The sequence below is a fragment of the Intrasporangium sp. Soil_C_50 genome, from assembly GCF_057656595.1.
This window is the reverse complement of sequence record NZ_JBDGKB010000001.1, coordinates 631760-644733: the sequence shown is the minus strand read 5'-3', so window position 1 is coordinate 644733 and position 12974 is coordinate 631760. Positions and strand designations below refer to the sequence as shown.

Genomic DNA, 12974 nt, shown 5'->3' with positions numbered 1-12974 from the left:
TCAGCCCGCCCGACGGGCGCGCGCGTTGCGGCGCTTGAGCGCACGGCGCTCGTCCTCGGAGAGCCCGCCCCAGACGCCGGCGTCCTGACCGGTCTCGAGCGCCCACTTGAGGCACGTGTCGATGACGGGGCAGGTCCGGCACACGGCCTTGGCCTCCTCGATCTGCAGGATGGCCGGGCCGGTGTTCCCGATCGGGAAGAACAGCTCGGGGTCGGCATCCAGGCAGGCAGCGCGGTCGCGCCAGTCCATGCGGATCTTGCTCCTTCAGGTTGGTTGCGGCAGCCAGGAACGGGGTGCCGTCCTGCTGCAGGTCTCGGGCGCCATCGTCATTGTCGGAGCCTGGTCTCGGCGGGTGGTCCCAGAGGGTTACCCCCTGACCAACGACGACGCGCACGAAGGTGTTCCGTACGCGTCGAGGCCGTGAACCAGTGTGACCAACATCCATGTCCGTGTTCAACGCCGCGGGCGCAGATCACACCAAGGATTGATCTTATCGGCAGATGCCTCCCAGTTCCAGACCGGCGCTCGGGCTGTGACGGACGGCTCGGTACGCTGCGGCGGTGAGTGCCACCGATCCGTCGCCAGCCCCGACTCCGGCGAGCCCGGCCATCCCGGGCGCGTCGCAGCGCCTGGCGGGGGCGCTGACGCTCCTCGAGGCGCTCGTCGTCGTCGGCTTCGCCGGTTTCTTCGCCTACGAGATCGCCACGGGGGCCACCTCGACCGTGACCACGGCCGTCACCTCGGGGCTGCTCATCCTCGTCTTCGGCGTCGGCCTCGGACTGCTCGCCCGCGGCTGGTTCCGGGGTCGCGACTGGCCGCGTACGCCGACGCTGCTGTGGAACGTCCTGCTGCTGCCCGTCGCGTGGTCGCTGCACGACGCCGGTCGCACCCCGGTGGCGCTCGGTGTCGCCGCCGTGGCGCTCGTCAGCATCGGTGCCGCACTCGCGACGCCGATGCGCCGCGACGCAGGAAGTCCGGACGAGCACGACGAGCAGGACCAGCAGGACGAGCAGGACAAGCAGGACAAGCGGGACAAGCAGGACTGACCGCGCGGCCCAGAAGTGGGAGCGTCGCCGCTCCCTTCCCGCGTCGAGTGAGCACTCCGTCCCAGGAGCCCCACCCGTTCGCTCGGCGCCTGTGACGGGTGTGGTTTCGTGCTCACTCGACGAGAGGAGCGCCGTCGGGTCGGGCGGGGGTTCGGGTGCGCGAGGGCGCCCCCGGGGTGCCGTCAGCTGAGCGAGAGCCAGTCGTTCCAGCCGTTGTGCAGCACGAGCCAGGCGATGAGCCCGTAGCCGGCCTGCCCGGGGTGGGCACGGTCGGGGCTCGCCGCGAGGTCGGCCATCCACTGGTCGTGCGTGACCAGCGGGCGGAAGCAGTCGACGTAGGTGATGCCGCGGCGGGCGCAGACGTCGGCCTGGGCCTCGGCGAGGGCCTCGAGGCGCCGGTTCAGCTCGGTGTCGAGCGTCGGGGACAGGCCAACGACGAAGACGCCGATGCCGGCGTTGGTGGCCTCGTCGAGGATGTTGGCGAGGTTGAGCCGCGAGCGGGCCATCGTCATGCCCGACAGCACGTCGTTGGTGCCGACCGACAGCACGAGCCGACGCTCGCTGCGGCCCTTCCAGCGCGGGTGGCACTCGGCTCCCCAGCGGGCCACGACGTCACCGGACGTGTTGCCGCGAACCCCGAGGTTGTAGGCCGTGAGGTCGAGGTCGGGGTGCTGCGTGCGGGCGACGACGCGCCCGACCCATCCGAGGCCCTTGGGGTCGCCGTAGCCGGCCGTCTGCGACGCGCCGACGAAGACCATGCCGACGTCGCGCACGCCCTCGGAGACGGTCAGCTCGGCGCTCGGCGTGTAGTACGGCGTCGCCTCCTCGACCGGGGGAGCCTCGACGGGCTCGGGTGCCTCTGCCGGGTACCGCGTCGGCGTCGAGTCGGTGAACTGGGTGTGCGACGAGGGGTAGGCCGGGCCCACGCCGTACGGGTCGCGGGTGTCGCTGTCGCTGCTGTCGGTCACGGATCAGTCCTCGTCGTCGTCCAGCCGGGCGAGCCAGGTGGCCAGGCGCTCGACCGGCACCTCGAACTCGGGGTTGAGGTCGACGAAGACGCGCAGCTGCTCGGCCAGCCACTCGAGGGTGACCTCCTCCTCGCCACGACGGGCCGCCAGCTCCTCGATGCCCCGGTCGGTGAAGTACACGTGGGGAGGTTATCGCGTCCGCCGCACGGCCCGGCGGAGGCGGGCCGAGAACGGCCGAAGGGCCCCCGCCACGGTCGGCGGGGGCCCTCCTGGAGGAACGCGGTCGCAGCGTCCGTCCCGGCTGGTCAGGACGCGTCGGTTCAGCGGTCGAACGCCTTCGCCAGCAGCTCGGCCTGCTCGACGGCGTGCTTCTTCGAGGAGCCCGTCGCGGGCGATGCGGCGGCCTTGCGAGCCACGACGCGCCACGGACGCTGCTCGCCGACGTCGCAGAGGTCCTCGTGCAGCCACTGGGCCATGATCGGCCAGGCGCCCTGGTTGCGGGGCTCGTCCTGGACCCACACGAGCTCGGCGCCCGGGTAGGCGGCGACGACCTCGGCGATCTCCTTGACCGGGATCGGGTAGAGCTGCTCGACGCGGACGATCGCGGTCGAGCGGTCGCCGCGCTTGGCGCGCTCGGCGTCGAGCTCGTGGACGATCTTGCCGGAGGCGAGGAGCACGCGGGTGACCTGGTCGGTGACGCCCTCGTGGTCGGGCAGCACCGGGCGGAAGCCGCCCGTCGTGAAGGCGTCGACGTCGCTCGCCGCCGCCTTGCTGCGCAGCATCGACTTCGGGGTGAAGACGACGAGCGGGGTGCGCGGACGGTTGTAGGCCTGGCGACGCAGCAGGTGGAAGTAGCTCGCCGCGGTCGACGGGTAGGCGACCGTCATGTTGTTCTCGGCGCAGAGCTGCAGGTAGCGCTCGATGCGCGCCGAGCTGTGGTCCGGCCCCTGACCCTCGTAGCCGTGGGGGAGCAGGAGCACGACCGAGCTGCGCTGGCCCCACTTCTGCTCCGAGCTCGAGATGAACTCGTCGACGATGGTCTGGGCGCCGTTGCCGAAGTCGCCGAACTGGGCCTCCCAGAGGACGAGGGCGTCCGGGCGCTCGACCGAGTAGCCGTACTCGAAGCCCATGGCCGCGTACTCCGACAGCAGCGAGTCGTAGACCCAGAACCGGGCCTGGCCCTCGCCGAGGTAGAGCAGTGGCGTCCACTCCTCCGCGTTGTCCTTGTCGATGAGCACCGCGTGGCGCTGGACGAACGTGCCGCGGCGGCTGTCCTGGCCGGCGAGGCGGATCGGCGTGCCCTCCTTGAGGAGGGTGCCGAAGGCGAGCAGCTCGGCCATCGGCCAGTCGATGCCGCCGTCGTGGACCATCTGGGCGCGCTTGTCCATGAGCTGCTTGAGCTTCGGGTGGATCGTGAAGCCCTGCGGCGGGTTGGCGAAGGTCTCGCCGATGTGGACGAGCTCGGCGGCCGCGACGCCGGTGTCGGTGGCCGAGCGCACCGGGCGCGCGTCGTCCTGCACCTGGGCGGTGGGACGCTCGAGGCCGGCGTTGTCGGGGGCGTCGCTGTCGGCGTCGGACTGGGCCGCCGCGGCCGCGGCGGCGCTCTTCTTCGCCTCGCGCGTCTCGATGAAGACGCGCTCGAGCTGCTGCTGGTAGTCGCGCAGCGCGGCCTCGGCGTCCTCGACGCTGATGTCGCCGCGGCCGATGAGCGACTCGGTGTAGAGCTTGCGCACCGAGCGCTTGGCCTCGATGAGGTTGTACATGAGCGGCTGGGTCATCGACGGGTCGTCGCCCTCGTTGTGCCCGCGACGGCGGTAGCAGATCATGTCGACGACGACGTCCTTGTTGAACGCCTGGCGGAAGTCGTAGGCGAGCTCGGCGACGCGCACGCACGCCTCCGGGTCGTCGCCGTTGACGTGGAAGATCGGCGCCTGGATCATCCGCGCGACGTCGGTGGCGTACACCGACGAGCGCGAGCTGCTCGGCGACGTCGTGAAGCCGACCTGGTTGTTGATGACGACGTGGATCGTTCCGCCGGTGCGGTAGCCGCGCAGCTGGCTGAGGTTGAGCGTCTCGGCCACGACGCCCTGGCCGGCGAACGCGGCGTCGCCGTGCATGAGCACGGGCAGGACGGTGAAGGCCTCGCCGGCGAGGTTGAGGCGGTCCTGCTTGGCGCGGACGATGCCCTCGAGCACCGGGTTGACGGCCTCGAGGTGCGAGGGGTTGGCCGCGAGGTAGACCTTCGTCTTGCTGCCGTCCTCGGCGACGAACTCGCCCTCGGTGCCGAGGTGGTACTTGACGTCGCCCGAGCCCTGGACCGACTTCGGGTCCTGGGTGCCCTCGAACTCGCGGAAGATCTGGCCGTAGGACTTGCCGGCGATGTTGGCCAGCACGTTGAGGCGTCCACGGTGCGGCATGCCGATGCAGACCTCGTCGAGGTCCTCGCTCGCGGCACGGCACAGGATCCGGTCGAGCAGGGCGATGACCGACTCGCCACCCTCGAGGGAGAAGCGCTTCTGGCCGACGAACTTCGTCTGCAGGAACGTCTCGAAGGCCTCGGCAGCGTTGAGGCGGCGCATGATCCGCATCTGCTCGTCGCGGTTGGCCTTCTCGTAGGGCCGCTCGACCTTGTCCTGGATCCACTTGCGCTGCTCGGGGTCCTGGATGTGCATGTACTCGATGCCGACGGTGCGGCAGTACGAGTCGCGCAGGATGCCGAGGATCTTGCGCAGCTTGAGGAACGGCGCTCCGCCGAACCCGCCGGTGGCGAAGGTCCGGTCGAGGTCCCACAGGGTCAGCCCGTGCGTCGTGACGTCGAGGTCGTGGTGGCGACGCTGCTTGTACTCGAGCGGGTCGGTGTCGGCCATGAGGTGGCCGCGGACGCGGTAGGCGTGGATGAGCTCCTGGACGCGCGCGACCTTGTTGATGTCGTCGTCGTGCGAGGAGTCGATGTCCTGGATCCAGCGGACCGGCTCGTAGGGGATGCGCAGCGACTCGAAGATCTCGTCGTAGAACGCGTTCTTGCCGAGGAGCAGCTCGTGGATGATCCGGAGGAACTCGCCGCTCTGGGCGCCCTGGATGATCCGGTGGTCGTAGGTCGAGGTGAGCGTGAGGATCTTGCTCACGGCGTTGCGGTTGAGCGTCTCGTTGCTCGCGCCCTGCCACTCGGCCGGGTACTCGAGGGCGCCGACGCCGATGATGGCGCCCTGGCCCTTCATGAGGCGCGGCACCGAGTGGACGGTGCCGATGCCGCCGGGGTTGGTCAGCGAGATCGTCGTGCCCTGGAAGTCCTCGACGGTCAGCTTGTTGCCGCGGGCCTTGCGGACGAGGTCCTCGTAGGCGGTCCAGAAGTGGACGAAGTCCATCTCCTCGGCCGACTTGATCGAGGGCACGACGAGGGTGCGGCTGCCGTCGTCCTTGGCGAGGTCGATGGCCAGGCCGAAGTTGACGTGGGCGGGGCGCACGAGGGCGGGCTTGCCGTTCACCTCGGTGAAGCCGTTGTTCATCTCCGGCATGAGCGCGATGGCCTTGACCATGGCGAAGCCGATGATGTGGGTGAAGCTGACCTTGCCGCCGCGCGAGCGGGCCAGGTGGTTGTTGATGACGACGCGGTTGTCGATGAGCAGCTTGGCCGGCACGGCACGCACGCTCGTGGCGGTCGGGACGGTGAGGGACGTCTCCATGTTGGCGACGACGCGCGAGGGGGCGCCGCGCAGCGGGACGACCTCGTCCTCGTTGACCGGGCCGGTCTCCTTGACCGCGGGGATGTCGCGCGGCTTGGGCGTCTCGGCGGCGACCGGCTCGGTCTTGGGCTCGGTCTTGGGCTCGGTCTTGGGCTCGGCCTTGGCCTCCTGCTTCGGCTCGGCCTTGGCTGAGGCGGGTGCGGGGGCTGTCGGCTTCTCGGCCGCGGGGGCGGCCGTCGCGGGGGCGCCGTTCGTCGCGCCGTTGGTCGCCGGGGCGGCCGGCGCTGCGGGAGCTGCTGCCGGGGCAGCGGGAGCCGGCTGGGCCTTCGGGGTGGGCGTCGTGGCACCGTTCGCGTCCGTGTCCCCGGGGCGGTAGTCCTCGAAGAACCCCCACCAGGCCTTGTCGACGGACTGCTTGTCCGTCAGGAACTGCTGGTAGAGCTCGTCGACGAGCCATTCGTTCGGACCGAATGCTGCGATCGGGTCTCCGGACGTGGACTGATCGGACACGGCGAATGCGCCTCTTTCGTTGGCTGGGGTGCGTCGGTGCCTAACAGGGGTCAAGCCTAGACCCGCGCGCTCGGATACCGGACATGGGTTCGGATGTCGAGCCGGGATGGTGACGAGGCCTTCGTCACGTTGCGATCCGGCACCGATCCTGCGTGCCGGACCCCGTGCGCCGTCACCGGCCCGGACGCGTCAGCTGATGTCGCTGCGCACCGTGCGCCACGTGCCGAGGCCGGCCATGAGGGCGGCGTAGCCGGCGAGGACGAGCGCCCCCGCCCACCACGACAGCTGCTCGAGCACCTCTCCGTTGAAGCCGCCGCCGGACGTGTCGAGCATCGCCGCCGTGGCTCGGCTCGGCAGGTACGGCGCGATGGCCTTGCCCCAGTCGGTCAGGGCCAGCACGAGGCTGAGGACCGGCTCGACGAGCCAGGCCACCGCGACCGAGATGAGCAGCGCGGCCACCTGGTTCGGGATGAGGATGCCGGCGCCGAGGCCGATGAGGGCCCAGAGCCCGAGGACGAGCAGCGACAGGGCCAGCGTGCGCCAGATGGCCGGGTCGGCGAAGGGCTCGTGGCCCTTGGACCGGAGCACGAGGGTGCCGGCCGCGACGGAACCGGCCAGGGACAGCACCCCGTAGAACGCGCCGATCGCGAGGAGCGAGACCACCTTGGCGGCCATGACCCGACCGCGGCGGGGGGTGGCCAGGAAGGTCGCGGTGATCGTCTTGTGCCGGTACTCCGAGCCGATCGTCATGACGCCGATGGCGAGGGTGAGCAGGTAGCCGACCTGGATGCCGCCGGTGAACACGGCCTTGGCCAGGGCGAGGTCGGTGCGCGGCACCGCGGCGGCCTGGGGCCCGCGGATGGCGTTGCTGGTGAAGACGAAGGCGAAGAGCACGGCGAAGGCCGCGCCGGCGACGGCGATGGCGATGGCCATGCCCCACCACAGGCGGGTCGTGAAGAACTTGCGGAACTCGGAGCGGATCGCGGCGGTCATCGGGCCTCTCCCTCCCGTCGGGCGTCGGGCGCCCACGGCCCCGACGTGCCCGAGTCGCCCGGTGCGCCTGACGCGGCGGGCGGTGGCACGTGCTCGACCGGAGGTCCGCTCGGGGGCGGCAGGTCGGGTGGCACGTCTGCCGCGGAGGGAACGTCGCGGGGGACGCCGGAGGAGGTGGTCGCGGGGGCAGCGGTGCCGTCACCGAGGTTGCGGTTGCGGTGCTCGCCCGACTCGGTGAGGTTGAAGAAGAGCTCCTCGAGGTGGGTCTGCTCGCCGCGCAGCTCGTGGATCGCGACGTCGCTGGCGTGGGCGACGTCGCCGACGACCTGCAGGTCCTGTGTCGTGACGCGCAGGGCCGCGCGGCCGTCGACGGCGTCGACGCGCAGCCCGCGGCTGCGCAGGGCGCCCGCGAGGCGGTCGGGGTCGGACGTGCGCACGAACGCGGTGGGCTCACCGCGCAGCTCGGCGACGGTGCCCTGGGCGACGCGTCGGCCGTTGGCGATGATGACGACGTCGTCGACCGTCTGCTCGACCTCCGAGAGCATGTGGCTCGAGATGAGCAGCGTCTTGCCCTCGCCGGCCAGGTGGCGCAGGAAGCCGCGCAGCCAGCGGATGCCCTCGGGGTCCAGGCCGTTGGCCGGCTCGTCGAGGATGACGACCTGCGGGTCGCCGAGGAGTGCCGCTGCCAGGCCGAGGCGTTGGCGCATGCCCATCGAGTAGCCGCCGGCGCGCTTGCGGGCGGCCGCCGGGATGCCGACGAGCTCGAGCAGCTCGTCTACGCGTCGGCTGGGCACCCCGGCGACCGACGCCTGGACGCGCAGGTGGTCGCGCCCGCTGCGGCCGGGATGGAAGTTCGTCGCCTCGAGCGCCGAGCCGACGACGGCCAGGGGGTTGGGGATGTCGACGTAGCGCCGTCCGTCGATCGTCGCGGTGCCGGCGGTCGGCCGGATCAGGCCGAGGAGCATCCGCAGGGTCGTCGTCTTGCCGCTGCCGTTCGGGCCGAGGAACCCGGTGATCCGGCCCGGCTCGACGTCGAGGTCGAGGTGGTCGACGGCCGTGAAGGAGCCGAACCGCTTCGTCAGCCCGCGCACCTCGATGGTCCCGGTGAAACCCGGACGTGCACCCACCGCACGCTCCCTTCGTGTCCGGCGCGTGGCGTCCGTCGCGCTCCCGTCGCGCCGACCCGACCCCGCGTCTGGCGCCCACTCAACCACAGCATCGTGCGGGGCCGTGACGCCCCCGCCAAGAGGGCGATCGTCCGGGCCGCAGTCGAGCCGTGCGGCGCGCGACGGCGGCCACCACCGGTGGGCGGCGGTCACCCTCGCCAGACTCGGGAGCCCTCCGGCACGGACGTCGACCGCGCCCGTGTCCTCGATAGGGTGGACGGACCATGACACCCCACGAAGACGGCCACCGCCCGTGACCGAGTGGCTCCTCGTCCTCGGGGCGGTGCTGCTCACCGCGGGGACGGCCGTGTTCGTCGCGGCCGAGTTCTCCCTCGTCGCCCTCGACCGGCCGACCGTGCAGCGCGCCATCGACGAGGGCGACTCCCGCGCCCGCGTCGTGCTCCAGTCGCTCAAGCAGCTCTCGACGCAGCTGTCGGCGGCCCAGGTCGGCATCACCATCACGACCCTGGTCGTCGGCTACCTCGCCGAGCCCTCGATCGGCCAGCTCGTCTCCGGTCCGCTGACGAGCCTCGGGCTCGGGGCCGGCGCCGTCCAGGCCCTGTCGAGCGCCATCGCGCTCGTGCTCGCCACCGTCTTCTCGATGATCTTCGGTGAGCTGCTTCCGCAGTTCCTCGGCATCTCCGTCCCGCTCGCGACGGCCAAGGTGGTCGCCCTGCCGGTCCGCGTCTTCGCCGCCCTGGCCAAGCCGCTCATCGTCGTGCTCAACGGGTCGGCCAACAGGTTCCTGCGATCGGTCGGCATCGAGCCGCAGGAGGAGCTCTCCGGCGCGCGCACCCCGCAGGAGCTCGCCAGCCTCGTCCAGCGGTCCGCCGAGGCCGGCACCCTCGACCAGACGACGGCCCGGATGCTCACCCGTTCGCTCGGCTTCGGCGAGCGCACCGCCGACGACGTCATGACGCCTCGGGTGCGCTGCACCGGGATCCACCGCGACGAGTCGGCCGACGACGTCCTGCGCCTCTCGCGTCGCACCGGCTTCTCGCGCTTTCCCGTGCTCGGCGACGACTGGGACGACGTCGACGGCGTCGTCCACGTCAAGAAGGCGATGGCCGTGCCGCACGAGCGGCGCAAGGACGTGCCGGTGTCGGCGCTGATGTCCGACCGCCTCGTCGTGCCCGAGACGATCCGCCTCGACCCCCTCCTGCGCCAGCTGCGCGAGGGCGGCTTCCAGATGGCCGTCGTCGTGGACGAGTACGGCGGCACGTCGGGGATCGTCACCCTCGAGGACGTCGTCGAGGAGATCGTCGGCGAGGTGTCCGACGAGCACGACCGCAGCCGTCAGAGCGGCCGCGAGCTGCTCGACGGGTCGTGGACCGTGCCTGGGCTCTGGCGCCCCGACGAGGTGCGCGACGCCTTCGACGCCGACGTGCCCGACGGGCCCGCGTACGAGACGATGGGCGGCTTCGTCATGGCCGCGCTCGGACGCGTCCCGGCCGTCGGCGACACCGTCCACCTCCCGGGCTGGCGGATCAACGTCGTCGGCATGGAGGGACGCCGGGTCGACCGGCTGCGCTTCGTGCCCGACCCCGACTCGATGCCGGACCGCGGTCGCGCGGAGGGCGTGCCCGACGCGCCCGACGCGTCGGGTTCCTTTGCGGGGGAGGGGCGCTCGTGAGCGGGGCCTGGGTCTACGTCGTCTCGCTGTTCCTCCTCTTCGGCAATGCGTTCTTCGTCGGCGCCGAGTTCGCGGCCATGACCGTGCGCCGGTCCACGCTCGAGCCGCTCGCCGAGGGCGGCAGCAAGCGCGCCGCGTCCTGCCTGCAGGCCCTCGAGCGCCTCGGCTCGATGCTCGTCACCGCCCAGCTCGGCATCACCGTGTGCTCGGTCGGCCTCGGTGCGCTCGCCGAGGCGGCGCTGCACCACCTGCTCGAGCCGGTCTTCCACTCCGTCGGTCTCTCCGACGCGTGGGCCAGTGGCGTCGCCCTGGCGCTCGCGCTGCTCATCGTCAGCTACCTGCACGTCGTCGTCGGCGAGATGATCCCGAAGAACCTCGCCATCGCCGGGCCCGACCGGGCCGCGCTCGTCCTCGTGCCGCCGCTCTTCTTCATCGCCCGCACGCTCCGGCACATCGTCGCGGCCATGGAGGCCACGGCCAAGGCCCTCGTGCGCCTGCTCAAGGTCGAGCCGAAGGACGAGCTGACCTCGGCCTTCACGGTCGAGGAGGTCGCCCACATCGTCGGGGAGTCCCGCCGCGAGGGCCTCATCGAGGAGGAACGGCACGGACTCGTCACCAAGACGCTCGAGTTCTCCGACAAGCTGGCCGCCGACGTCGCGGTGGCCGCCGACGCGCTGACGACCGTCGAGCTCGGTGCCACGCCGGCCGACATCGAGCGGCTCGTGGCCCGGCACGGGTTCAGCCGCTACCCGGTGCGCGACGCCGCCGGCGAGCTCGCCGGCTACATCCACCTCAAGGACATCCTCTACGCCGACGACGAGCGGCACGAGCAGCCGGTGCCGCCCAAGCGTGTCCGGCGGCTGGCGACCGTGCGCGAGGGCGACGAGGTCGAGGACGTGCTCGCCACGATGCAGCTGACCGGCGCGCACCTGGCCCGGGTCATCGACGAGGGCGCGCGGGTCACCGGGGTCGTCTTCCTCGAGGACGTCCTCGAGGAGCTCGTCGGCGAGGTCACCGACACGACGCAGCGCTGACGCGTCAGGCGTCGCCTTGCTCCTCGTCGTCGTGGGCGGCCCGCCAGTCGAGGTAGGCCTGCCCGCGTGGGGCGAGCTCGTAGCCGACCTCGTGGCTGATCGTCAGACCGAGTGCCTTGAGCTTGCGGATGTCGACCTTCATCGGCAGCAGGTCGACCTCGCGCCGCGCTGCCAGCTCCCGGGCCACGACGTGCGGGTTGTCGCGGATCCACTCGAGGATCTCGCGGGTCCAGGGACCGCTCGGGCGGGCGTCGAGCCGGTCGAGGCGCCGACCGAGGTCCTCGAGCGCGGCGGCGTCGGGGAGCGCGTCGCGCAGGGCGAGCCGGGGGTCCTCGCCGGCCCACGAGAGGCGGACGCGGTACACCTTGTCGCCCCCCTTGCTGCCGCGCGGCGACGGCGTGCGCTCCTTCTGCTCCAGGGCCCGAAGCAGCGTCCGGAGGTCCTTGACCCCGGCCCGGCGGGCGTAACGCTCGGTGAGACGGCTGACGTCGCGCACGAGCGTCACGGCCTCGAAACGGACGACGCCGGCGGAGGTCAGCTGCGTCCCGCCGACCTTGACGCGCGGGGCGTCCCAGCGTCGGAACGCCTGGGTGACCGTGCCGGCGCGGATGCCCGCGGCCACTGGTTTCGAGATGAGCACGGGCTCAGCCTCGCAGACGCATCGGCTGTCGCGCGCACCTCTCAGCGCGTGCGTGATCCGTGGCTCGGGGTGATTCACGGAGCCGTCACCCGGACTGCTACTCTCACCGGGCGCACGAAAGTGCGTGTGTCGCCCCCGTAGCTCAGGGGATAGAGCACCGCCCTCCGGAGGCGGGAGCGCAGGTTCGAATCCTGCCGGGGGCACGCTCCAGGGCCCAGACCTTGACCGACGCGAAGCGCGGTCAACGTCTGGGCCCTTTCGCGTGCCCCGGCCGCTTCGGGGAGAGGTCCTCCGCGGAGCGAGGAGGACGTCGGAGTCCTGCCGGGGGCTCCCGCCGGTGAGCGAGTGCCCTGTCCTCGGCCGACTGCTCGCCGTCGGCATGACTGGTGCGGCATGCCGGCGCAGACGTGCAGTCGCCGGGCAGTCGTGCGGTCGCCGGGCAGTCGTCGGGTGGCCGGGCAGCCACCCGGCGTGTGTCGCCGGGCCGGCTCGTAGACTCGGCGGCATGACGCCGGAGCAGCTGCGCGCCCTCCTCACCGAGGTCGCGGCGCGGGCCGCGCGCACCGGCGAGCTGCCCGACGAGGCCGAGGCCGGCCCACCCGCCGGGCCGCTGTTCCGCCCGGCCGACCCCAGGGCCGCCGGGGTCGTCGCCGACTGGGTCACGCCCGTCGCGCAGCGCTGGGCCCCGCAGCTCGACCTGGTGCCCCGCGACCTCGCCCGCACCCTGGCGCAGGGGATGGTCGAGCAGCGTCCGGTGTCGGCGGTCGAGGTGACCCCGACGGGCCTCATCGCCCTGACGCTCGAGGACGCCGACCGCGCCGCGATCATCGAGGTCGTCCGGGCCGAGGCCGACACCTACGCCTGCCCGCACGGCACCGCCCACGTCGAGGTCACGGAGCGGCCGGGGCAGCGCGACGCCACCGACCCGCTGCGCGCCGTCCAGCTGGCCCACGCGCGGCTGTGCCGGCTCGTGCGCAACGCCGAGGCCGCCGGTGTGCAGGTCCGCGCCTCGACCCGCCCGGAGGTCCTGACCCACGTCACCGAGCGACACCTGCTCGTCGCCCTCGCCGACCTGCCGCAGCGGCTCGAGCACCACCGCGGCGACACGGCCGCCCAGGTGCGTGCGCTCGGCGAGCTCGGAGGCCTCGCCGACGCGTGGGACCACCCCCTGCGCCCCCTCGTCGTCGGTGCCCCGATCGCCGGCGTCCACGGGGCGCGACTCGCGCTCGCCGATGCCGCGCGCATCGTCTTGCGCAATGGACTCGGCCGCCTCGGTGCGGCGGCCCCGGAAAGGATGTAGG

Annotated in this window: 11 protein-coding genes and 1 tRNA gene; 5 read left to right on the top strand and 7 right to left on the bottom strand. The window is 72.1% G+C overall.

Annotation, left to right across the window (positions count from 1 at the left end; all coding sequences use genetic code 11):
• Positions 1 to 249 carry a WhiB family transcriptional regulator gene (locus AC3A5R_RS03050; protein WP_013493302.1) on the bottom strand — a complete coding sequence of 83 codons (249 nt, stop codon included), beginning with the start codon at positions 247 to 249 and terminating at the stop codon, positions 1 to 3.
• 311 nt (positions 250 to 560) lie between these two features.
• On the opposite strand from AC3A5R_RS03050, the gene AC3A5R_RS03045 reads away from it, so the two are divergent.
• The gene (locus AC3A5R_RS03045) at positions 561 to 1046 is read left to right on the top strand and encodes a hypothetical protein (protein ID WP_487619295.1); all 486 of its coding nucleotides are present in this window, start codon (positions 561 to 563) and stop codon (positions 1044 to 1046) included.
• Positions 1047 to 1228: 182 nt separating this feature from the next.
• On the opposite strand, the gene AC3A5R_RS03040 is transcribed toward AC3A5R_RS03045, so the two are convergent.
• From AC3A5R_RS03040 to AC3A5R_RS03020, 5 genes are all read right to left on the bottom strand, one after another.
• Positions 1229 to 2014: a GDSL-type esterase/lipase family protein gene (locus AC3A5R_RS03040; protein ID WP_487619294.1), complete on the bottom strand. Its 786-nt coding sequence runs from the start codon at positions 2012 to 2014 to the stop codon at positions 1229 to 1231.
• Between the two features lie 3 nt (positions 2015 to 2017).
• Positions 2018 to 2194: a DUF6104 family protein gene (locus AC3A5R_RS03035; RefSeq protein ID WP_207555675.1), complete on the bottom strand. Its 177-nt coding sequence runs from the start codon at positions 2192 to 2194 to the stop codon at positions 2018 to 2020.
• A gap of 140 nt (positions 2195 to 2334) precedes the next feature.
• Complete coding sequence (locus AC3A5R_RS03030; RefSeq protein WP_487619293.1) at positions 2335 to 6207, bottom strand: multifunctional oxoglutarate decarboxylase/oxoglutarate dehydrogenase thiamine pyrophosphate-binding subunit/dihydrolipoyllysine-residue succinyltransferase subunit; 3873 nt, start codon at positions 6205 to 6207, stop codon at positions 2335 to 2337.
• 189 nt (positions 6208 to 6396) lie between these two features.
• Positions 6397 to 7200 (bottom strand): ABC transporter permease, encoded by an 804-nt coding sequence (locus AC3A5R_RS03025; protein WP_487619292.1) that lies wholly within the window; start codon positions 7198 to 7200, stop codon positions 6397 to 6399.
• A complete protein-coding gene (locus AC3A5R_RS03020; protein ID WP_487619291.1) occupies positions 7197 to 8327 on the bottom strand; it encodes an ABC transporter ATP-binding protein in 1131 nt (376 codons plus the stop codon). The genes AC3A5R_RS03025 and AC3A5R_RS03020 overlap by 4 nt, the downstream gene beginning before the upstream one ends.
• A 292-nt stretch (positions 8328 to 8619) precedes the next feature.
• On the opposite strand from AC3A5R_RS03020, the gene AC3A5R_RS03015 reads away from it, so the two are divergent.
• Both AC3A5R_RS03015 and AC3A5R_RS03010 read left to right on the top strand, forming a co-directional pair.
• Positions 8620 to 9999 carry a hemolysin family protein gene (locus AC3A5R_RS03015; RefSeq protein WP_487619290.1) on the top strand — a complete coding sequence of 460 codons (1380 nt, stop codon included), beginning with the start codon at positions 8620 to 8622 and terminating at the stop codon, positions 9997 to 9999.
• The gene (locus AC3A5R_RS03010) at positions 9996 to 11033 is read left to right on the top strand and encodes a hemolysin family protein (protein ID WP_487619289.1); all 1038 of its coding nucleotides are present in this window, start codon (positions 9996 to 9998) and stop codon (positions 11031 to 11033) included. Before AC3A5R_RS03015 ends, AC3A5R_RS03010 begins: the two co-directional genes overlap by 4 nt.
• Before the next feature lie 4 nt (positions 11034 to 11037).
• Here AC3A5R_RS03010 and AC3A5R_RS03005 read toward each other — a convergent pair whose 3' ends face one another.
• Entirely contained in the window at positions 11038 to 11673 is a 636-nt protein-coding gene (locus AC3A5R_RS03005; protein ID WP_487619288.1) for an ASCH domain-containing protein, read from the bottom strand.
• A 131-nt stretch (positions 11674 to 11804) separates the two neighbouring features.
• Between AC3A5R_RS03005 and AC3A5R_RS03000 the strand changes: the two genes are divergently transcribed.
• Together AC3A5R_RS03000 and AC3A5R_RS02995 are read left to right on the top strand one after the other, a co-directional pair.
• Positions 11805 to 11876, top strand: a tRNA-Arg gene (locus AC3A5R_RS03000).
• Positions 11877 to 12178: 302 nt separating this feature from the next.
• Positions 12179 to 12973, top strand: coding sequence for a DALR anticodon-binding domain-containing protein (locus AC3A5R_RS02995; protein ID WP_487619287.1), 795 nt, complete (start codon positions 12179 to 12181; stop codon positions 12971 to 12973).
• Position 12974 lies beyond the last annotated feature (1 nt).

What these genes read in the sequence shown, in the direction of transcription:
- AC3A5R_RS03025 (WP_487619292.1), bottom strand. Translation starts at nt 7,200, where the DNA reads ATGACCGCCGCGATCCGCTCCGAGTTCCGCAAGTTCTTCACGACCCGC.
- AC3A5R_RS02995 (WP_487619287.1), top strand. Translation starts at nt 12,179, where the DNA reads ATGACGCCGGAGCAGCTGCGCGCCCTCCTCACCGAGGTCGCGGCGCGG.
- AC3A5R_RS03050 (WP_013493302.1), bottom strand. Translation starts at nt 249, where the DNA reads ATGGACTGGCGCGACCGCGCTGCCTGCCTGGATGCCGACCCCGAGCTG.